At 44.3% G+C, this 21547-nt stretch carries 19 protein-coding genes and 1 riboswitch; of the genes, 1 reads left to right on the top strand and 18 read right to left on the bottom strand.

Annotated features, from left to right (window positions below; all coding sequences use genetic code 11):
• Positions 1–68: 68 nt before the first annotated feature.
• Together C6348_RS03205 and C6348_RS03200 are read right to left on the bottom strand one after the other, a co-directional pair.
• Positions 69–944: a YicC/YloC family endoribonuclease gene (locus C6348_RS03205; RefSeq protein WP_106037773.1), complete on the bottom strand. Its 876-nt coding sequence runs from the start codon at positions 942–944 to the stop codon at positions 69–71.
• Between the two features lie 83 nt (positions 945–1027).
• Positions 1028–3703 carry a calcium-translocating P-type ATPase, SERCA-type gene (locus C6348_RS03200; protein WP_106041852.1) on the bottom strand — a complete coding sequence of 892 codons (2676 nt, stop codon included), beginning with the start codon at positions 3701–3703 and terminating at the stop codon, positions 1028–1030.
• A 164-nt stretch (positions 3704–3867) separates the two neighbouring features.
• Here C6348_RS03200 and C6348_RS03195 point away from each other — a divergent pair, with 164 nt between their 5' ends.
• Positions 3868–5577 carry an Rqc2 family fibronectin-binding protein gene (locus tag C6348_RS03195; protein WP_106041850.1) on the top strand — a complete coding sequence of 570 codons (1710 nt, stop codon included), beginning with the start codon at positions 3868–3870 and terminating at the stop codon, positions 5575–5577.
• A 30-nt stretch (positions 5578–5607) separates the two neighbouring features.
• On the opposite strand, the gene C6348_RS03190 is transcribed toward C6348_RS03195, so the two are convergent.
• The 16 genes from C6348_RS03190 to C6348_RS03110 all read right to left on the bottom strand — a co-directional run bounded on the left by C6348_RS03190 (position 5608) and on the right by C6348_RS03110 (position 21474).
• Positions 5608–6111: a precorrin-2 dehydrogenase/sirohydrochlorin ferrochelatase family protein gene (locus C6348_RS03190; protein WP_106041848.1), complete on the bottom strand. Its 504-nt coding sequence runs from the start codon at positions 6109–6111 to the stop codon at positions 5608–5610.
• Complete coding sequence (locus tag C6348_RS03185; protein WP_034662465.1) at positions 6092–6877, bottom strand: sirohydrochlorin chelatase; 786 nt, start codon at positions 6875–6877, stop codon at positions 6092–6094. Before C6348_RS03185 ends, C6348_RS03190 begins: the two co-directional genes overlap by 20 nt.
• A 73-nt stretch (positions 6878–6950) precedes the next feature.
• Positions 6951–7706: a uroporphyrinogen-III C-methyltransferase gene (gene cobA, locus C6348_RS03180; RefSeq protein WP_106041846.1), complete on the bottom strand. Its 756-nt coding sequence runs from the start codon at positions 7704–7706 to the stop codon at positions 6951–6953.
• Positions 7707–7735: 29 nt separating this feature from the next.
• Positions 7736–8329 (bottom strand): adenylyl-sulfate kinase, encoded by a 594-nt coding sequence (gene cysC / locus C6348_RS03175; RefSeq protein ID WP_034662471.1) that lies wholly within the window; start codon positions 8327–8329, stop codon positions 7736–7738.
• 14 nt (positions 8330–8343) lie between these two features.
• Positions 8344–9480 carry a sulfate adenylyltransferase gene (sat, locus tag C6348_RS03170; RefSeq protein WP_106041844.1) on the bottom strand — a complete coding sequence of 379 codons (1137 nt, stop codon included), beginning with the start codon at positions 9478–9480 and terminating at the stop codon, positions 8344–8346.
• Between the two features lie 57 nt (positions 9481–9537).
• On the bottom strand, positions 9538–10602 hold the full coding sequence (gene cysP / locus C6348_RS03165) for a sulfate permease (protein WP_106041842.1): 1065 nt from the start codon (positions 10600–10602) through the stop codon (positions 9538–9540).
• A gap of 13 nt (positions 10603–10615) precedes the next feature.
• Entirely contained in the window at positions 10616–11317 is a 702-nt protein-coding gene (locus C6348_RS03160) for a phosphoadenylyl-sulfate reductase (RefSeq protein ID WP_034662479.1), read from the bottom strand.
• 36 nt (positions 11318–11353) lie between these two features.
• A complete protein-coding gene (locus C6348_RS19145) occupies positions 11354–11413 on the bottom strand; it encodes a DUF2292 domain-containing protein (protein WP_240667870.1) in 60 nt (19 codons plus the stop codon).
• A gap of 157 nt (positions 11414–11570) precedes the next feature.
• Positions 11571–11673, bottom strand: a riboswitch (SAM riboswitch).
• Positions 11674–11968: 295 nt separating this feature from the next.
• A complete protein-coding gene (gene pyrE, locus C6348_RS03145) occupies positions 11969–12607 on the bottom strand; it encodes an orotate phosphoribosyltransferase (RefSeq protein ID WP_034662482.1) in 639 nt (212 codons plus the stop codon).
• A 7-nt stretch (positions 12608–12614) separates the two neighbouring features.
• Complete coding sequence (gene pyrF, locus C6348_RS03140; RefSeq protein WP_106041838.1) at positions 12615–13319, bottom strand: orotidine-5'-phosphate decarboxylase; 705 nt, start codon at positions 13317–13319, stop codon at positions 12615–12617.
• A complete protein-coding gene (locus tag C6348_RS03135) occupies positions 13291–14223 on the bottom strand; it encodes a dihydroorotate dehydrogenase (RefSeq protein WP_106041836.1) in 933 nt (310 codons plus the stop codon). Before C6348_RS03135 ends, pyrF begins: the two co-directional genes overlap by 29 nt.
• A complete protein-coding gene (locus tag C6348_RS03130) occupies positions 14217–14993 on the bottom strand; it encodes a dihydroorotate dehydrogenase electron transfer subunit (RefSeq protein ID WP_060596209.1) in 777 nt (258 codons plus the stop codon). Before C6348_RS03130 ends, C6348_RS03135 begins: the two co-directional genes overlap by 7 nt.
• On the bottom strand, positions 14990–18205 hold the full coding sequence (gene carB, locus C6348_RS03125) for a carbamoyl-phosphate synthase (glutamine-hydrolyzing) large subunit (protein WP_106041834.1): 3216 nt from the start codon (positions 18203–18205) through the stop codon (positions 14990–14992). Before carB ends, C6348_RS03130 begins: the two co-directional genes overlap by 4 nt.
• Positions 18190–19284, bottom strand: a complete 1095-nt coding sequence (locus C6348_RS03120) for a carbamoyl phosphate synthase small subunit (RefSeq protein ID WP_106041831.1) — start codon at positions 19282–19284, stop codon at positions 18190–18192. Before C6348_RS03120 ends, carB begins: the two co-directional genes overlap by 16 nt.
• Positions 19281–20567 (bottom strand): dihydroorotase, encoded by a 1287-nt coding sequence (locus tag C6348_RS03115; protein ID WP_106041829.1) that lies wholly within the window; start codon positions 20565–20567, stop codon positions 19281–19283. The genes C6348_RS03120 and C6348_RS03115 overlap by 4 nt, the downstream gene beginning before the upstream one ends.
• Positions 20551–21474: an aspartate carbamoyltransferase catalytic subunit gene (locus C6348_RS03110; protein WP_106041828.1), complete on the bottom strand. Its 924-nt coding sequence runs from the start codon at positions 21472–21474 to the stop codon at positions 20551–20553. Before C6348_RS03110 ends, C6348_RS03115 begins: the two co-directional genes overlap by 17 nt.
• Positions 21475–21547: the final 73 nt, after the last annotated feature.

Genomic DNA, 21547 nt, shown 5'->3' with positions numbered 1-21547 from the left:
GTCCCCCTGTAATATAAACGTCTCTAGTCTCGCCGAAAGAGACGTACTGTAAACAGCATACACAATGACTATTCTATATTTTGCACTTGTTCTTTTATTTTTTCAATAGCACTTTTCATTTCAACCACCAGCTTTGTTAAATGATGATGGTTCGCTTTTGAGCCAATGGTGTTCACTTCACGGTTGAGCTCCTGTACAAGAAAATCAAGTTTTCTGCCGGCAGCACCGCCTTGCATCAAGATTTGCTGGAACTGTTGAAAGTGACTTTTCAATCTCGTAATCTCTTCTGTAATGTCACAGCGGTCAGCAAAGATGGCAGCCTCTGTTGTCAATCTGCTTTCGTCAAGCGCCTCTCCGATCCATTCTTGCAATCGCTGATTGAGCCTGTCTTTATACTGAGTCACAACTTCTGGTGCAAAGACTTTGATTTCTTCTGTATAGGCCTCTAATTCAGAAAGCCTCAGCTCACAGTCTTTTTGAAGTGATGTCCCCTCCTGCTCTCTCATGAAGCAAAGCTCCTTGACAGCCGTTTCACAAGCATCCATCAGCAATTGCTCTAACTGCTCATTTCGGCTGGCCGACTCTTCTACTTGAACGGCATGCTCCAGCCCCAGTAAGTCATGTACATGCTGAATGCCTGAAATGTGATAGCGCTTCTCGAGGTCTTTTGCGGCTTTCATGTATTCATCAAGCAGCGGCCAGTCGATCTGCAAGGACCGGCTTGCTAGTTTACCGCCTTCAATCGTGACAAACAGCTCAATTCTACCGCGCTGCACGTAACGAAGAATGATTTTTTTTAATGTGTCTTCGAAATATAAAAGCGGCCTCGGCAAACGGGCATGAACCTCTTTAAAACGGTGATTGACCGATTTTAGCTCAACTGACACTGTCAGTTCTCCATCCGTTTTACTCGCTTGGCCGAATCCCGTCATACTGCGTATCATGTCAAAACACCCAATTCTTTCATATTAATAAAATGAAAAAGGTAATAGCAGACACTATTACCTCAAAATTATACCATAACGAATTATTTTTTTCTTGTCAAAAGTGATCCTGCCAGTAAAAAAGTTGGCAGTGCAGACATACCGATGATCAGCAGCCAATCAATTGGTGCAATGGCCACCGTTTTGAAAATCGGCTGAAGCGGCGGATAATAAATGACCACAAACATAAGTAAAAGTGATGACAAAACCGCACCGATCAAGTAAAGATTCCCGAATGGATTGCGTTCAAAGATGGACCGTTCACTGCGGCAGTCAAATACATGAATGAGCTGCGCCAAAACAAGCGTACTAAATGCAACAGTCTGTGCATATTGCAGGTTGTTTGGATCGCGGTGATACACAAACATAAATGCTAAAAGGGTCGCAAGCCCGATGAGGAATCCTCTAGATACAACCTTCCAGCCGAGCCCTCTAGCAAAAATGCCCTCTTTCATGTTCCTCGGCTTTCGCTTCATGACATCGCCTTCTGGCTTATCCATGCCAAGTGCCATCGCTGGAAGACCATCTGTGACAAGGTTGACCCATAAAATTTGAATAGGAACGAGAGGAAGCGGAAGCGCTAGGAGCATCGCGAACAGCATAACCAAAATTTCTCCAACATTGGATGCCAGCAAATACCGGACAAACTTCCGAATGTTTTCATAAATATTCCGGCCTTCTTTAATGGCGGATTTAATGGTCGCAAAGTTGTCATCAAGTAAAATAAGAGAAGATGCTTCTTTGGCTACGTCTGTTCCAGTGATGCCCATGGAGATGCCGATATCTGCTTGCTTAATCGCAGGCGCATCATTGACCCCGTCACCTGTCATCGCCACAATATGTCCATTTTTTTGATAGGCCTTCACAATTCTCAGCTTATGCTCAGGTGATACCCGTGCAAAGACGTATACATTTTCAGCCGTTTGCTCAAGCTCTTTGTCACTCATCTGATCCAGCGCTTTTCCGTCGAGCACCTTTCCTTGCTTTGGTAAAAGGCTCAAGTCTTTGGCAATCGCTTTGGCTGTTTCCACGTGATCCCCTGTAATCATGACTGTTTTTATGCCAGCATCCCTGCACTCTTTAATCGCTCGTCTGACTTCAGGACGAGGTGGATCGATCATGCCCTCTAACCCGATAAATGTCAAATCGGTTTCAGCCTGCTGGACAGAGTTGATTGTTTCTGTCAGACCGACTTTTTTATACGCAATGGCAATCGTTCTCAGCGCTTGTCTTGCTAAGCCTTGAATCGCAGCCTCTGTTTCTTGCCTGTGAGTGGTTGAAAAAGAAGCTGTGCGGCCGCCGTGCATGATATGACTTGAACGGTTCATCAGGACATCCGGCGCACCTTTTGCAATGACATACCGCTCTTTTTGATTCGTTTCGACGACGACTGACATCATCTTTCTTTCTGAATCAAAAGGAAACTCCTCTACAACGTGAAATCCGGCTTCGATGAATTGCTCTGTAAACCCTGCTTTACGTGCTGCGGTGAGAAGTGCCCCCTCTGTCGGATCTCCATCAAGCCTCATCTCCCCATCTTTTTCAATGATGGTCGATGTATTACAAAGCGCCCCGTATAATAACACCTTTTGCAGACTTGGATGTTTGTCTACATGGACAAGTTCTCCGTTTAAGGTGAAATCACCAGATGGCTCATAGCCTGTACCAGAAATATTCCACGTTTTGCCCTCTGCCCATACATGTGTCACAGTCATTTTATTTTGCGTCATTGTTCCTGTTTTATCTGAGCAAATGATCGACGCGCAGCCAAGTGTTTCCACCGCCGGAAGCTTTCTGACAATCGATTTTTGTTTGATCATCCGCTGCACTCCTAAGGAAAGTGCGACGGTAACAATCGCCGGCAGTCCTTCAGGAATGGCAGCAACTGCAAGAGATACTCCCGCCAGGAACATATGATACAAATCATGTCCTTGTACAACGCCAAGAACCACAACGAGCACCGTTAAAAATAAAGCAGCAACAATCAGGATTTTTCCCAGCTGTTCGAGACGTCTTTGCAGCGGTGTTTCCATATTCCCTGCTGCATCCAGCATGCCGGCAATTTGTCCCATCGCTGTATTCATTCCTGTACCAATCACAACGCCCACGCCGCTTCCTCTAGTGACAAGCGTCCCCATAAAGGCCATGTTCGTCAAATCTCCAAGCGAGACATGGTCTCGTGAAAGCGGACTTGCGTGTTTGACCGCAGGGATGGACTCGCCAGTGAGAGCGGACTCTTCAATTTCTAAACTTTTGGTTTCTAGTAATCTAATGTCTGCCCCAATCCGGTCTCCACTCGAAAATTTCACAATATCCCCTGGCACGAGATGTTTAGACGGGATCTTGACCCATTCATTATTTCTCCTTGCATACACATGCGGGGTTGATAATTCCTTTAGCGCTTGAAGAGATTTTTCCGCGCGACGTTCTTGATAAAAGCCGAGCACTCCATTAATCAGAACAATCGCTACAATTGCTACAGCATCAATGTATTCGCCTAAAAAAGCAGAAATGATCGTTGCCGCAAGCAAAATTAACACCATAAAATCTTTAAATTGCGCTAAAAAAATGATCAGAGCCGACGCCTTTTTCCCTTCCTGCAATTCATTTGGCCCGTGTTTTTCAAGCCGTTTTTGCACATCTTTTTCTGACAGTCCGTCACCTATCGATGTATTCATTGTTTTTAATAAATCGGTTTGGTTCAGTTCATGCCAATTCATTTGACCTCGTCCACTCCTCTTTTGTTCTCTCTCATATGCAGTGTTCTATAAGCCAGTTTATTCAGACTCGTCCTAAATCATGCTATAATAATAAGACTGCCTAAAGAACGAGAAACGGAAGGTTCTTTCAGTAGATTTGTGTGAAAGAAGAGGGTGTATCCAACATGTCATTTGACGGCATTTTTACATATGGTATGACAAATGAATTGCAAGAGACATTAACTGGCGGAAGAATTTCAAAAATTCATCAGCCATATAAGCACGAGCTGATTTTTCATATCCGGGCAAACGGAAAAAATCACAAGCTCCTTTTATCCGCTCATCCGAGCTACGCTAGAATTCAGCTCACAGAGCATCAATATGACAATCCAAGCGAACCTCCAATGTTTTGTATGCTCCTCAGAAAGCATCTTGAGGGCGGATTCATTGAACGTTTTGAACAGATTGGATTTGACCGGGTAATCGTACTTCATGTACGAAGCCGCAATGAAATTGGCGATGAACAGACGCGAAAGCTCTACATTGAAATCATGGGAAGGCATAGTAATTTGATTCTTGTAGAAGATGACACGCAGCAGATCATCGATGGCCTAAAGCATCTTTCTCCATCTGTGAACAGCTATCGAACGGTACTTCCTGGTCACGAATACCTTCTGCCGCCTGCACAGCAAAAATTGAATCCGTTTGAAGTGACGAAGGATGATATTTTAAAGCATTTACGCTTTCAAGAAGGAAAGATCGCAAATCAAATTGTCGATACATTCTCTGGGGTTTCTCCGCTGTTTGCAAAGGAAGCTGTACACAGGGCCGGTCTTGTCAATCAGGAAACGATTCCAAATACACTGCTCGACATGTTCCAGCTTATTCGCATGCACTCCTTTACCCCGCAGCTCACAAGAAAAGACGGGAAAGAATATTTCTATTTATTAGAACTTCAGCATGTCCATGGCGAGATGAAGACATTCGACTCTCTCAGCCAGCTGCTTGACCGCTTTTATTTCGGAAAAGCTGAGAGAGACAGAGTTAAACAGCAGGCGTCTGACCTTGAACGGTTTGTCGTAAATGAAAAAAAGAAAAATGAAAACAAGCTCAAAAAACTGAAAAGAACTCTTGAAGAATCTCAACATGCACATAAATATCAGCTCTATGGCGAATTGTTAACAGCCAATTTATATGCCATCAAAAAAGGAGATAAAGAAGCGACTGTCATCAATTATTACGATGAAGATGGCGGAGAGATCACGATCCCGCTCAAAACAAACAAAACCCCTTCTGAAAATGCGCAAGGGTATTTCACAAAATATCAAAAGGCAAAAAATGCAGTAGAAGCGGTCAATGAACAAATTGAGCGGACGCATGAAGAGATTGCTTATTTTGAAGAGTTGATTCAGCAGCTATCCTCTGCCTCACCGAAGGATTTAGAGGAAATGAGAGAAGAACTTGTTGAAGGAAAATATTTACGCGCCAAACAAAAGCGCAACGCCAAAAAGAAAAAACAGGCGGCCATTCAGCTTGAAACGTATGAATCGTCTCAAGGTATTCCGATTTTAGTCGGAAAAAACAACAAACAAAACGAGTATTTAACCACAAAGGCTGCTGCCCGTGACGACATTTGGCTGCATACGAAGGATATTCCTGGATCACATGTCGTCATCCGTCATCAAGCGCCTGATGAAGAGACGCTGCTTGAAGCGGCTCAAATCGCTGCCTACTTCTCGAAAGCAAAAGAGTCGAGCTCCGTTCCTGTCGATTATACGAAAATCCGGCATGTGAAAAAACCAAATGGAGCAAAGCCAGGATTTGTGACGTATGATCAGCAGCAAACATTATTTGTCACGCCTGACGAAGATGTGGTCCTAAAGCTGCGAAAATAATAAAAGCCGATAAAATCCCTTAAAGAGATTTTATCGGCTTTTTCTTTGTTGTTTTTTTCTTTCGATATAGAGAGCGTCAAGTGCATCTACATCCTCTTGTTCAAGCAACGCCTCAATTTCCGCAGCCAGTTGTTTTGTCCGAGCTGGGCTCGCACCGCTTGTAGAGACTGAAATCGTCACTTTCCCTGCTTTGACCATCTTTGGCACGATCACATTGCCAAGCTCTGATTGGCTCACACAATTCACAAGCTGGTGAGGCCGGGCTGTTTGTGCAATCCATTCATTTACCGCTGGATCGTTTGTAGCAGCTACAATGAAAAATGCACCCTCTAAATCTTCCACGTCCACTTTCTTTTCCTTCCAATTCAGGTTGTATGTATCAATGAGACGTGCCATCTCTTTAGAAATATCAGGACTCACGACGGTTATATGGCAAGGCTCTATGCATAGCGCCTCTGCCCTTCTTGCGGCTATTCGTCCACCGCCGGCGATGAGCACTTGTTGATCGGTTAAATCAAGATGGACTGGAAGCATGGCTTTCTCCTTGGAAATGAAACGCATCGTCTTTGTTTAAAATGGTTTCTTGCACGCGTTCAATATAAGCCGCTTTTACATGCGGATGAAAGCCAATATACCGGCATACCCGGACATCTTTCAGCCTCTTTCTCGCCTGAGCCGCTTCATTTTCAATCTCTTTCATTAAAATACCCGTAAACAACAAGTAAGGAACGAGATAAACAGGCGCATCATCATCTGCTGTTAATTGCGCAAGAACATCTCGGTAATTTGGCTCACATGCCGTAATAAAACATGGCAAGACCTCTGCGAAAGGGAGCAGGCGCCGGACATCGTCCGCAATGCCAAACACATCCCGCTTCACATCGGGGTCAGAGCTTCCGCGGCCAATTAAAAGAATCTGTGCTTTCCCGCCTTGATATCCTGCCTCTTCAATTCTTGCAGCAACCGCTTTTGTCACTTCTTGATTGACCCCGATTGGTTTTCCGTATGTGACCTTCACTTGCGGATATCGCTTTTGTACTTTCTCAATCTCGACTGGAATATCTGATTTGGCATGCATGGCAGTTAAAAGGAGGAGCGGGACGATCGCAATGTGTGTAGCTCCTTTTTTCACACAGGCTTCAAATCCTTCTTCTATAGAAGGGGCTGTCAGTTCTAAAAAACAAATTTCTTGTATATCTGCTTCTACTAACGGCATACAGCTTTTCATAAAAGAAATGGCTTTATCTTGTGCTTCTTTTACTCTGCTTCCATGCCCGACATAAAGTACAGCTTGTTTCATGTGGCTCCTCCCTCTACTTGTTTTGATCAGACGAAAAGACACGATCGATGTACGTGTCTTTTCTTTATCATTCTCATTTCTCGATTAAGGCGGGTTCAAACCAGCTCAGTTTTTGGTGAAAATGAACGACATCTCCAACTACAATTAAACTTGGATGCTCGATGCCTTCTTTTTCAACTGTTTCAGACAGTGTCGCCACAGTGCAGCAAGTCGTCTTTTGCCTCGTCGTGGTTCCCCAGTGTATAAACGCTGCTGGCGTTTCAGGATCGCGTCCATTTTTTAAAAGAAGCTGCTGCACTCTTTCCACGTTTTTGACGCCCATGTAAATCACAAGGGTATCAATCCCTGTAGCCAGCGCTTCCCACTTTTCTTCAAAATGCTCATCCTTTTGATAGTGACCCGTGACAAAAGCGACATTTGAGCTGAATTCACGGTGCGTCACGGGAATGCCTGCATAAGCGGCCGCTGCAATACCAGAGGTAATTCCAGGGACGACTTCATACGGAATTCCGTGCTCAGCTAAGCATTCGATTTCTTCACCGCCTCGGCCGAATACAAAGGGGTCGCCGCCTTTCAGCCGAACGACAACGTTCCCTTCCTTTGCATGGGCCACAAGGGCTTCATTGATGGCTTCCTGTCTCATCGTATGATGATTTGGCAGCTTGCCGCAATAGATTAATTCCGCCTTGGGTTTGGCGTGGGCGAGAATTTCTTGATTGACAAGGCGATCATATAAAATGACATCTGCCTGCTGTATTGCCTTATGGGCTTTTAATGTAATTAAGTCTGGATCCCCAGGTCCAGCCCCCACAATGTATACTTTCCCCATCGTGCTTTTCTCCCCCTGCCATCAGGCGATTATTTCGCTCTTCCCTTTACATAATCAACAAGACGCTGTTTGGACTCTTCACGAGATAATTCACCTGTATCTAGAACGAGCTCAGGTGCTGCTGGTTCTTCATACGGTGAATCAATTCCGGTGAAAAATGGAATTTCGCCATTTCTAGCTTTTTTATATAAGCCCTTTGGATCACGCTCTTCGCATACGTTCAGATCACATTTCACAAACACTTCGTGAAATTCTCCCGCTTCAACTAACTGTCTGACAATGCGGCGGTCTTCTTGAAATGGAGAAATAAAAGCCGTGATGACAATCGTTCCTTGTTCAACAAATAACTTTGCCACTTCTCCGATGCGGCGGATGTTCTCTTTTCTGTCATCATCTGAAAACCCTAAATCTTTATTCAGTCCATGCCTTACATTATCGCCATCAAGAACGGTGACTTGATAGCCTTGTTCAAACAGCTCTCTGGCCGCTGCATTTGCGATCGTTGATTTACCTGACCCACTTAGACCCGTGAGCCAAATAATGCCGCTCGTATGATTGTTTTTCTGTTGATATTCTTTTTTTGTAATAGATGAATCATGCCACACGATATGTTCATTGCTCATGTCATACCCTCCCATTAAGATACCGTCGTTTTTAATCCTTCGATTAATGTTTCAATAACTTCTTTTCGGCTGAACGTGCTTGGCGGTAATTCACCGTTTCTCAGCATCGTTCGAACCTTTGTACCTGAAAGAATGACATGCTCGCTTTTATCGTGAGGACATGTTTTTGGTGTTGCCATTGCTTCACATGTATTACAGTAGAAGCTATGTTCAAATTTTAACGGGGTAATGCCAATTTCTTCGCTTGTAAATTGTTCAAATAGCTCCTGCGCTTCGTATGTGCCGTAATAATCACCAACACCCGCATGATCTCTTCCCACAATAAAATGAGTGCAGCCGTAATTTTTACGAACAAGCGCGTGAAAGATTGCTTCCTTTGGACCAGCATAACGCATTGCCGCAGGAAAAACACCTAAAAAGACGCGATCCTTTGGATAATAACCGTTCAATAACACTTGATAGCTTTTCATTCTCACGTCTGCCGGAATATCGTCTGATTTTGTTTCACCGACAAGTGGATTTAAAAACAAACCATCGACTGTTTCAAGTGCTGTCTTTTGAATATATTCATGGGCACGGTGAACAGGGTTTCTCGTTTGGAAACCAACAATGGTTTTCCAGCCGTTTTCTTTGAAATGCCGTCTTGTTTCTTCTGGCTCATACGTAAATTGAGGGAATGGTTTTTCACTGCGTTTCGTCAGTGTAATTTTACCACCAATGTATATGTCACCGCGTTCAAATAATTTTTTCACGCCTGGATGATTGCGGTTATCAGTTTTATATACATTCACCGCTTCTTTTTCCTTATCTGGTGTGTATTGATCCTCTACTTCAATCACCCCATATACAGTTCCATTATACGATAGACGCACAATATCGCCTTGATGGATTTCCGCTGCCTTTTCCTTTGTCACTGGCAGTGTAATAGGAAGAGACCAAACGACACCACTTGCTAACCGCATACTGCTCACAACGGCTTCATAATCAGCTTTTGTTAAAAACCCTTCAATTGGACTATACCCGCCAATTGCTATCAGTTCAAGGTCTGCAAAGGAGATAGCATCTAGTTCAATTTCCTTTGCAGCCGTGCTGAGATCATACTCTTCATTTACTCGATTAATTAATACGCCACCATGTGGTGTTAAACTCATTTGTTCATCTTCCTCTCAATGTTCATATTTATTAGATGTAAATAGTCGGATTTGTCGTTAAATCCCGCCGCCCTGTTCATGAATCGAGCTGCTTTCATTTTTGACTGCCTTCATCAGACTCAGCGCACCAAGTGAGGCAAGCAGTACACTCATCATGATAAAGATAGAATAATAGTCTCCTTTTAAGAAAAGGCTCACCAGCAAATACGATAGGCTAAGTGATAAAAAGGGTGACACTACCCACACTTTCAGCATTTTTTTCACCACATGTTTATGAAAAATATTTGGTCCGCCTTTTGCCATTCCAAGCCCAATGATAGACGAGGAGGTGATTTGGGTAAGTGGAACTGGCAGCCCAAAAATAGAGCTGACGATGACAAGTCCAGCACCGGTACTCGAAAGCAAAATCCCTTCACCTGTTTGATAGCGGGTGATTTTCTTTCCGTTTGTTTCAAGCACTCTTCTTCCTAATAAAAGGGCACCCAGTGCAACGAAAAGTCCGCCGTAAAGTGTTCCTTGCCCAACGGATAAAATGCCTGAAGCAACAAGGGGGCCTACAGCATTTGCGACATTGTTCATCCCAGCAGAAAACGCTTCTAGAAATCCACTGATGATCAAAACGATCGATAAAATCATGGTGCCTTTTTTTGACAAGGTTCGTTTCGGGAACATTCTGATGATTTTGACTACAACGAATGTAAAAAGAAAAGCAACAACAGGAATGATGACCCAAAATGACACAATGACTAAAATGGATTTCACATACAATACTTTATACGCTACTGCAACTCCAACGACAGCACCTACTGTGACCTCACTTGTTGATAAAGGAATGGCCAATAAGTTTGCAATGAAGAGTGATAATGCGGCAGAGCCTATGATGATACAAACGATTTCTAGTGTGATCACAGATTCCGGCATAATCCCAGAGCTGATCGTTTTGACGACCTCACCGCCGCCAATGACTGAACCTGCTAAAATCCCAACTGCACATACGCTAAGTGCATAGATAGGCTTTTGAATAGCACCTGACCCGTACGCGATGCCCATCGAAGCAGCTGCACCACTCGCGCCAATATTTAAAGCGAAAAATAAACTAAATAAAATTGCGGCGATTTCCATACATTATGCTCCCTTACTCATGTAATCCGCACTCAGTCTTAGCTGTGCCTGACCATCTGCCAGAACGAAGATCCTCGGCAGTAAATGCCGGCTGTGTACACGGGGCACAACCGATACTTGGATATCCCTGATCATGCAGCGGATTATAAGTAAGTTCCTCTCTAGATGCATATCTCCATATGTCCTTCCACGTCCAGTGGATAAGCGGACATACTTTCACTGATTTGAATTTTTCATCCTGATTTAAAAAGTTCGTCCCTGCTCGCTTGGGTGACTGCTCTCTTCTTAAGCCAGAAAGCCATGCCGGATAGCCGGATAGCGCTTCTTGCAAAGGAATGACCTTACGCATATGGCAGCAGCTTTGAGGGTCCGTTTTCCATAGCTGATCACCATGCTGCTCGTTTTGCTCCTCAACCGTCAGCTCAGGGGTTTTCAGCACAATATCTAAACCAGGGTATCTTTCCTTTACCGCATCAATTGTGTCGTACGTTTCCTTAAAATGCAGACCTGTATCTAAAAAGACAATTCTTGCATCCTTTTTTACTTTCGCAATAAGATCAATGAGGACGATGCCTTCAATACCAAAGCTGCATGCATAAACGAGCTGATCACCATAATGACCGTATGCCCATTTCAGCACAGATAAGGCCCCTTTATACAAATCATCCTCTTGAAATGTAATGGACGGCTCTTGCCAATTTTCATAAGTTAACATTGTTTCTCCCCTTCCGGAGTATCACTACTCTCCGCACTACGTCAACCGACTTTTTCTGTTTTCTTCCACTTGAATCACTTGACCGTCCTGAACAATCAGCGTAACTGAACCGAATTCATATCTTCCTTCAGTTTCTGCATATGCTTCAATAAGTCTTCATCCTGATTTCGCTTCACTTCCATCTCGTCTTCCTCCTCACCGTTAAAATAAAAAAACTTCCTTTCAGTCCGAAAGAAAGATGAGGAAGCTCATTTCCTTATCTTTCAAAATAGAATCATTTTGCAGGAAGTAGCACCTTGCAAATCGCAGGTTGCCGGGCTTCATCGGGCCAGTCCCTCCACCTCTCTGGATAAGTGTTTTAATTTGTCTTAAATATTAACACAATTCAAACAAAAGTCAACCCGACTTTATTGATAGGATTAGTTTTTATTTGAATTTGAGTCTATTTTACTATTTTTAACCAAATAAAAAAGCTGTGCGGGTAGGCGCAGCTTCATATTGTATTCAGCGTGATAGAAATCCTTTGAAGTCTAGGAAGGACGAGTACCAGAGCGGAGCGAATTGAACATTCGAGAGCACCGGCACGCAGTCCTGACAAAGAATGCGAGGGTTTGTCTACACGCTGAAAGCTGTACGGGTACGCGCAGCTTTTTAGACGGTTTCTTTCATCCAAGATTCAGAGGAAGGATCTTGTCTCCAGCGTTTTAGTTTATTCATAGCAGAAGGCTCGATCGCTTTCAGCTCAAGTGCCACGTCTGTCAGTGTGTCATAGTCTGTTAGGGTGACATATGGAATGTTTTTCTCTTGAAATGCTGCCGCAGCTTTTGGCAGTCCGTATGTGAAGATCGCGGCAACTCCTAGTACGTCACAGCCCGCTTCTTGAAGAGCAGCGACCACTTCAAGCACACTGCCTCCTGTTGAAATCAAGTCTTCTACGACGACCACCTTTTGACCTTTTGATACGGCTCCTTCAATTTGATTCCCTTTTCCATGTGCTTTTGGCTTACTTCTCACATAACACATCGGCACGTTCAGACGGTCTGCCGCTAATGCCGCATGCGGGATGCCTGCTGTTGCAGTACCAGCAACAACCTCCGCTCCTTCAAAATGGGTGAGAATCAACTCTTTAAGACCTTCAGCAATGTCGTGTCTTACTTCTGGGTAGGACAAGGTAAGACGGTTGTCACAATAGATCGGTGATTTGATACCGCTTGCCCATGTAAACGGTTCGTCTGGTTTTAATGAGACCGCTTTGATTTGTAATAGGTGTTTAGCGATTTTTGTTTTCATCTGGCAGTCACTCCCATTCTTTTAAAATTTGATGATAGGCTTCCAATGGTTTTTCAGCTTTCGTGATTGACCTTCCGACAACAATTTGTGAAACACCTTGCTCTTTTGCATAAGCAGGAGTCGCCACACGCTTTTGGTCATCGGTTTGATCATTTTGTAAGCGAATCCCCGGCGTTACAGTGAGAAAGGCAGGTGAGATGTGCTCATGAAGGGCTTTGGATTCATGCACAGAGCAAACAACACCGTCTAGTCCACTTTCATATGCCAATTGACCGTACCGGATGACAGTCTCTTGCAGCGGACGGTCTATGAGTAATTCGCTTCTCATCATGTCTTCTGATGTACTCGTCAGCTGTGTCACTGCAATAATGCCTGGACGTTTTTGTCCAGCAGGCGTCCCGCTTTCAAGCCCTTCTAACGCAGCTTGCATCATATGTTTCCCGCCAGCAGCATGCACATTGACCAAATCAACACCAAGTGCGGCAAGCCGGTTCATTGCTTTTTGCACCGTTGTTGGAATGTCATGTAATTTGAGATCGAGGAAAATGCGGCAATTTTTTTCTTTAAGTGCCTCAAGGATGGCAGGTCCTTCTTGGTAAAACAGCTCCATGCCGACCTTCACAAATAATGGTGTCCCTTCAAAGGGTTCTAAAAAGGCGAGCGCCTCCTGCCCTGATGGAAAATCAAGCGCGATGATGGGCAAGTGCTTCATGTTTCCAGCTCCTTCCGATACATTCCTCTACAGATGAATACCCATAGGCTGCTAATACTTTTGGCAGTTCTTCAATGATTTCTGGACAAATAAATGGGTTCACAAAATTGGCTGTGCCAACAGCTACTGCACTCGCTCCTGCTAGTAAAAATTCAAGTACGTCTTCAGCATTTTGCACCCCGCCCATTCCGATAATCGGGATAGACACTGCTTGACTGACCTCATGTACCATGCGCACAGCGACAGGTTTGACAGCAGGGCCTGATAATCCGCCTGTTTTATTGGCAAGAATCGGTTTCCCCGTTTCTAAATCTAAACGCATACCGATTAACGTGTTAATCATCGTGAGTCCATCCGCTCCAGCAGATTCAATCGCTTGAGCAATCTCCACAATATTGGCTACGTTAGGAGACAGTTTGACATAGACAGGAACCGAAGAGACTTCCTTCACCGCTTTTGTCAATGCTGCTGCCATATGAGGATCTGTACCAAAGGCAATTCCGCCTGTTTTGACATTCGGACATGAAATATTCAGTTCAAGGGCATGGACATTTTTTGCTTGGCTGATTTGCTTGGCTACTTCGACATAATCATCGACCTGTGAGCCAGCGACGTTTGCAATGATCGGTGTATCAAACTGCTCAAGCCAAGGCAATTCATTTTCCAGCACGCCTTTTAGGCCTGGATTTTGAAGACCGATTGCATTGAGCATACCGGCACCTGTCTCCGCTACCCTTGGTGTCGGATTGCCAAATCTCGGTTCAAGGGTTGTGGCCTTGATCATGATACCGCCAAGCAAGGATAAGTCATATAATGAAGCAAATTCCCTTCCGAATCCAAAGCAGCCTGATGCAGGGATAATCGGATTCTTTAAAGATAAGCCGGGTAACTCAACGTTTAGCATGACAATGCCACCTCCTCTGCTTTAAATACAGGTCCATCCAGACAGACTTTGACGTAAGGTTTTTCGTGCTGGTCGGTATGACAGACACATGCAAAGCAAGCACCAATTCCGCAGCCCATTCGTTCTTCCATTGAAATATAGACAGGCTTATCGGGATAAGAGTCTTTTAGTGCTTTTAACATAGGTGTCGGTCCGCAGGAAAGCATGACATCAAAGCTCAAATCATTCTCTTCAATGACACCTGTCACGAAGCCCTTTGAACCATATGTCCCATCAACTGTCGCGATAAACGTATCTCCGAGTGCTTGGAATTTCTCCTCGTAAAATACATCCTTTTTCGATTGAAAGCCAAGGACATGCTTGACGATGACACCTTTTTTCGTTAAACGCTTGGACAGTTCATATAAAGGCGGTACACCAATTCCACCGCCGACTAGTAAGGCTGTCTGACCTGGCTGAACAACTGAAGGATCGTACCCATTGCCAAGCGGTCCTAATACATCGATGGATTCCCCATCCCGCTTTTGGGAAAGGAGCTTTGTGCCCTCTCCCTCTGCGCGGTAGATGATGGTTGCTTCTTGTTTCTCGGCATGAATATTGGCAATACTGATCGGTCTTCTCAGCAGCGGTGTCATGGACTCGCTGACCTTGATATGAAGAAATTGTCCAGCCGTTTGAAAGGAGTCCACAAGGTCTCCTTTTAATGTCATTTCGTAAATATGATCAGCGATCTCTCGGTTTGAGACGACCGTCAAGTATGCTTTTTTCATATCGTTACTGTCACCTCAGCATTCGTTTTCACTTCTGGCATTTCGTCCGCTCTAAATGTCATGCTTTCCAGCACTCTTAAAATGGCTTCTGCTGTATCTAGCGACGTTAAGCAAGCTACGCCATTTTCAACAGCTTCACGTCTGATTCTAAAGCCGTCTCTTGCCGGTTGTTTTCCTTTTGTCAGAGTGTTGATGACAAATTGGGCTTCCCCGTTTCGAATGACATCGAGAAGGTTTTTGCCTTCTTCTCCTATTTTGCCGACAACACTTGATGGGATGGAGGCTTGTTTTAAGTAATTCGCCGTTCCTTCTGTCGCTAAAATATGATAGCCGATCGAGTGGAATCTTCTTGCAATCTCAAGTCCTTCTTCTTTATCCTTATCAGCAACTGTTAGAAGAACTGTTCCGTCTTTAGGAATTTGAATGCCTGATGCAATTAATCCTTTGTAGAGGGCTTTTTCAATTGTGACATCTTTCCCCATGACCTCACCTGTAGATTTCATTTCAGGCCCGAGTGTAATATCCACTCTTCTTAGTTTTGCAAAAGAGAAGACTGGAACTTTGACGTACACCCCTTCTTGCTCTGTGTGAAGTCCTTCTTCGTAGCCATAGTTTTTAAGCTTGTCACCTAAAATGACTTTTGTCGCTAGATTTGCCATCGGGATGCCTGTAATTTTACTTAAGAAAGGAACTGTCCGGCTTGAACGAGGATTCACTTCAAGTACGTACACTTCACCTTTCGAGAGAACAAATTGAATGTTTAGCAGCCCAATAATATTGAGGCCTTTTGCAAGCTTGATCGTGTATTCTGCGATCTTCGCTTTGATCTCATCAGACAATGTTTGCGGCGGGTAAACCGCAATCGAGTCACCGGAGTGGACCCCGGCTCTTTCAATATGTTCCATAATGCCTGGGATCACGACAGTTTCCCCATCAGATACGGCATCTACTTCAATTTCTTTTCCCGTCAAATATTTGTCAATTAACACTGGGTGCTGCGGATTGACTCTCACCGCATTCTCCATGTAGTGAAGAAGCTCTTCTTCTTGATAAACGATTTCCATCGCACGACCGCCTAATACATAGGAAGGACGGACAAGGACTGGGTAGCCGATCTGATTGGCAATCGCTACAGCTTCAGGCACAGACGTAGCTGTTTTCCCTTTAGGCTGCGGCACGCCGAGTGCTTCTAATGTTTGTTCAAACTTGTCTCGGTTTTCGGCGCGGTCTAGGTCTTCAAGAGAAGTGCCGAGAATCTTCACCCCTCTATTTGATAATTCATCTGCTAGGTTGATCGCCGTTTGTCCGCCGAACTGGACGACGACTCCTTCAGGCTGCTCAAGATCAATGATGTGCATCACATCTTCTACAGTGAGTGGTTCAAAGTAGAGCTTATCTGAAATACTAAAGTCTGTTGAGACCGTTTCAGGGTTGTTGTTAATAATGATTGCTTCATAGCCTGCTTGTTTAATTGCCCACACAGAATGAACCGTCGCATAATCAAATTCAACTCCTTGACCGATTCTGATAGGACCTGAGCCTAATACGATGACGCTTTTCTTGTCTGTGCGTTCTGATTCATTTTCATCTTCATACGTGCTATAGAAATATGGCGTCTCGGATTCAAATTCAGCCGCACAAGTATCTACCATTTTGTAGACAGGTACGATGCCTGCTTCTTGTCTTAGCTTGTAGACATCCGCTTCATTCATATTCCACTCACGGCTAATATAGATGTCTGAGAAGCCTTTATCTTTTGCTTCTTTTAATACGTCTGTATTGCCATTGTTTTCTTTTAATGTCTTTTCAAATGCGATGATGCCTTCCAGCTTATGAAGGAAGAAGTAATCAATTTTTGAGAATTCATGTATTTGTTCAACCGTATAGCCTCTTCTAAGCGCCTCGGCGATATAGAATAATCGTTCGTCTCCCGCCTTGATAATCCGCTTTTCAAGCACTTCGTTTGTGATATCTGCTTCATCTTTTAATTCAATGTGATGCACATCAGCTTCAAGTGAACGGACAGCCTTTAGAAGGGACTCTTCTAATGTACGTCCGATCGCCATCACTTCACCCGTTGCTTTCATTTGCGTTCCAAGACGTCTGTTAGCAGATTCGAATTTATCAAACGGCCAGCGCGGGATTTTAGACACAATATAGTCAAGTGCTGGTTCGAAGGCAGCATAGGTTTTCCCTGTGACTGGATTCATCATTTCATCAAGCGTTAAGCCAACAGCAATTTTCGCTGCAAGTTTGGCAATTGGATAACCAGTTGCTTTCGACGCAAGTGCAGAAGAACGACTGACGCGCGGGTTTACTTCGATGATATAGTATTGAAAGCTGTCTGGGTCAATCGCCAGCTGTACGTTACAGCCGCCTTCAATGCCAAGTGCCCGGATCAGCTTGAGCGACACATTGCGAAGCAGCTGATATTCACGGTCACTTAATGTTTGGCTTGGCGCCACAACGATACTGTCACCTGTGTGGATACCGACAGGATCAAAGTTTTCCATGTTACAAACAACGATCGCATGATCACCGCTATCACGCATGACTTCATATTCAATTTCTTTAAAACCTGCAATGCTTTTTTCAAGTAAGCATTGTGTGACTGGGCTTAACTTCAGGCCGTTTTCGACGATTTCCTTCAGCTCTTGCTCGTTTGTACAAATTCCGCCGCCTGTTCCGCCTAATGTATAAGCTGGTCTCACAATGACAGGGAAACCGATTTGATTCGTAAACGCTATCGCTTCTTCAAGGTTATGGATGATTTCACTTTCTGGTACAGGCTCATTTAGTTCATTCATCAGATTACGGAATAAATCTCTGTCCTCTGCTTTTTGAATAGCTGACAGCTTTGTTCCTAATACTTCAACACCGCATTCAGCTAATACGCCAAGGTCTGATAATTCAACAGCAAGGTTAAGTCCAGTTTGTCCGCCAAGTGTTGGCAAGATCGCATCAGGACGTTCTTTTCGAATGATTCGTGTTAAGAATTCTGGTGTCAGTGGTTCGATGTATACCTTATCGGCCATTTCTGTATCTGTCATGATGGTCGCTGGATTGGAATTCACAAGAACGACTTCATAGCCCTCTTCTTTCAGTGCTAAGCAAGCCTGTGTGCCTGCATAGTCAAACTCCGCTGCCTGTCCGATGATGATTGGACCTGAACCGATGACTAAAATCTTTTTGATGTCTACGCGTTTTGGCATACTTCTTCCCCTTCTTTCTCAGTTGTATGAATCATGTCCATGAACTGGTCGAATAAGTAGTTCGCATCTTCTGGACCTGGTGACGCTTCTGGGTGGTACTGGACAGTGAATGCTGGTGCTTCTTTATGTTTTAACCCTTCAATCGTATTGTCGTTTAGGGCGATATGTGTGACTTCGAGCACGTCCTCGTTAATCGCACTGACTGTGTAGCCGTGGTTTTGAGATGTCAGTGTCACCTTGCCGGTGGCTAGTTCTTTGACTGGGTGATTCGAGCCTCTGTGTCCGAATTTCATTTTTTCAGTACTTGCGCCGCACGCAAGAGCGAATAATTGATGTCCAAGGCAAATGCCAAAGAGCGGAACCTTTCCAATCAATTGCTGAATCATCTCGACTGCTTCTGGTACATCAACAGGGTCTCCAGGGCCGTTTGAAAGCATGATCCCATCAGGCTTTAACTGCAGCACTTCATCTGCCGTGATATTGTACGGCACCACGATGACATCACAGTCACGTTTATTGAGCTCGCGCAAAATGCCATGCTTCATGCCGAAATCGACAAGGACAATTCTTTTTCCTCTTCCCGGGCTTGGATACGCATTTTTCACAGATACTTGACTCACTTGATCAGTCGGCAGCTGCATTGTTTGAAGGCGGCGGACTACGTCTTCCACTTGTTCTTCCGGTCCTGCAAACGCCCCTCTTAAAGTCCCTGCACTTCGAATCATTCTCGTCAGCTTCCGTGTATCGATTCCGCTAAGACCTGGAATGTTTTTCATTTTTAAGTATTCATCTAGTGAGTATGAAGAGCGCCAGTTTGAGGGCTTTTCACAAAACTCCTTCACAATCAGCCCTTTTACAAACGGTGTGATCGATTCAAAATCATCACGGTTAATGCCATAGTTGCCGATGAGCGGATAAGTGAGTGTGACAATTTGTCCGCAGTATGATGGATCAGACAAAATTTCTTGATAGCCCGTCATCCCTGTATTAAAGACGACTTCTCCGACTGACGATTCTAAGCTGCCAAAGCCTGTTCCTTCGAATACTGTTCCGTTTTCTAGCACTAAGCGTCTCTTCATTTTACTAGTCTCCCCTCTTCATACACGACTTTCCCAGATGCAAGTGTCATGACCGGCCATCCTGATACAGTCAATTTGTCAAACGGTGTATTTTGCCCTTTTGATAAGAAGCTTTTTTTATCGATTGCCATTTCTTTGTTTAAATCAATGAGTGTGATATCAGCTGTTTGTCCTTCTTCCAGCTTTCCATATGGAAGAGAGAAGGCTTCTGCTGGCTTGATTGTCATATAATCAACGAGTTCTTTTAATGTCCATTCGCCTGTTTTGACAAATCGTGTATACAGAAGCGGGAACGCTGTTTCAAGCCCGACAATTCCAAAAGGTGCACGCTGCATCGTTTCGTTCTTTTCTTCTTCAGTATGCGGCGCATGGTCTGTTGCGATGAAATCAATCGTTCCATCTAAAAGTCCCTCGATCAGTGCCTCGCGATCCTCTTTTCCTCTGAGCGGCGGGTTCATTTTATAGTTTGTATCAAGACCAGGGATGTCCGCATCACATAACAGCAGGTGATGCGGTGACACCTCAGCTGTCACACGGATGCCTGCTTTTTTTGCATCGCGAACGACTCGCACAGATTCTTTCGTACTGATATGACATACATGATAATGGCAGTTCGCTGCTTCTGCTAAAAGAACATCTCTTGCAATATGCACCGATTCACAAATGGACGGTATACCGTTTAATTCATTTGCTTTTGAAAATTCTCCTTCATGAACGCATCCGCCGTAAATGAGCGAGTTATCTTCACAGTGTGCCACAATCGCTTGATCAAGACTTGCTGCCTTTTTCATCGCTTCGTACATCATGCCTGCTGTTTGGATGCCAACCCCGTCATCTGTGAAAGCGAAGGCGCCTGCTTCTTTTAGTGCTGCAAAGTCTGTCATCTCTTCCCCAATTTGCCTAGTTGTGATGGAGGCGTATGGCAGTACTCTGACAGAAGAGGTCTCTTCGATCCGATTCATGAGCCATTCCATTTGCTCTTTTGTATCCGGAACTGGGCGTGTATTCGGCATCGCTGCAATCGTTGTATAGCCGCCTCTTGCTGCTGCTTTAGAGCCTGTTTCAATCGTTTCCTTTTTCTCTCCACCTGGCTCTCTTAAATGTACATGCAGATCAATTAAGCCTGGTGAAACAAATAGCCCTTTAGCATCAATGACCTCTTCTCCATCTTCTCTTTCTAAGTGACCCATCGCTTGAATCACTTCTCCTTCTACCCTAATATCCTGCTGCACTTTTTCACCTGTGCTTGTTAAGATAAAACCGTTTTTAATGAGATACGACATAGACAGAATCTCTCCCTTTTTGATGTAGTCTGCTATTTTGAAAAGCTCTTTTTAATACGGCCATTCGGATATAGACTCCATTTTCCATTTGCTTAAAAATCCTTGACTGCTTTGACTCTACTAATGAATCATCTATTTCAACACCTCTGTTCACTGGTGCTGGATGCATAATAATGGCTCGTTCTTTCATGTTGTTTGCCCTGTCTACTGTTAATCCATAAGTCGATAAGTAATCTTCACTGCCCATTTTTTCAGCATGTCGTTCATGCTGAATTCTGAGCAGCATCACCACATCAGATTGTGTGATGGCTTCATCTACTTGGACATACGTTCCGTGAGGGTTTTGCTCATCTTGGAAGGAAGCAGGCCCTGAAAAAAGGACTGTTGCTCCCAGCCTTGAGAGAACCTCAGCATTTGACCTTGCCACCCTGCTGTGCTTGATGTCTCCATGAATCGAAATCGTTAAGCCCTCAAAGCCGCCAAACTCTTCATAGATGGTCATCAGGTCAAGCAGTGATTGTGTCGGGTGCTGACCGCAGCCATCTCCAGCATTGATGATGGGAATCCCAACCTTCCCGATCAGCTCATTGTAATATTCATCGGTGCTGTCTCTAATCACACATGCTTTCACGCCGATGGATTCGAGCGTTTTTACCGTATCGTAAAGTGTTTCGCCCTTTTGAACGGAGGTGCTTGCTGCATCTAAGCTCAGTACATTCATCCCCAGTTTCTTTTCGGCAACTTCGAAGCTAAATCGTGTTCTTGTGCTTGGTTCAAAGAAGAGGTTTGCTACAAATTCTCCCGCTAAGCCAAGCTCTTGCTTCCCCTTTTTGAGAGCCGCTGCTTCTTCAATCAGCTGTAAAATCTCTTCTTTAGACAAGCTACTCATTGTCGATAGATCATTCATTTTTTCTTCCCCCTCTAGTTTTTCATCACTTTCAGGTTCAAAAAAACCCTAAGCCTCGGCAGCTTAGGGTTCT

The sequence above is a fragment of the Bacillus sp. YBWC18 genome, from assembly GCF_002998775.1.
GTDB lineage: Bacteria > Bacillota > Bacilli > Bacillales > Bacillaceae > Bacillus.
The sequence above is the reverse complement of the archived record's forward strand: the minus strand, read 5'-3'. Positions and strand labels throughout refer to the sequence as shown.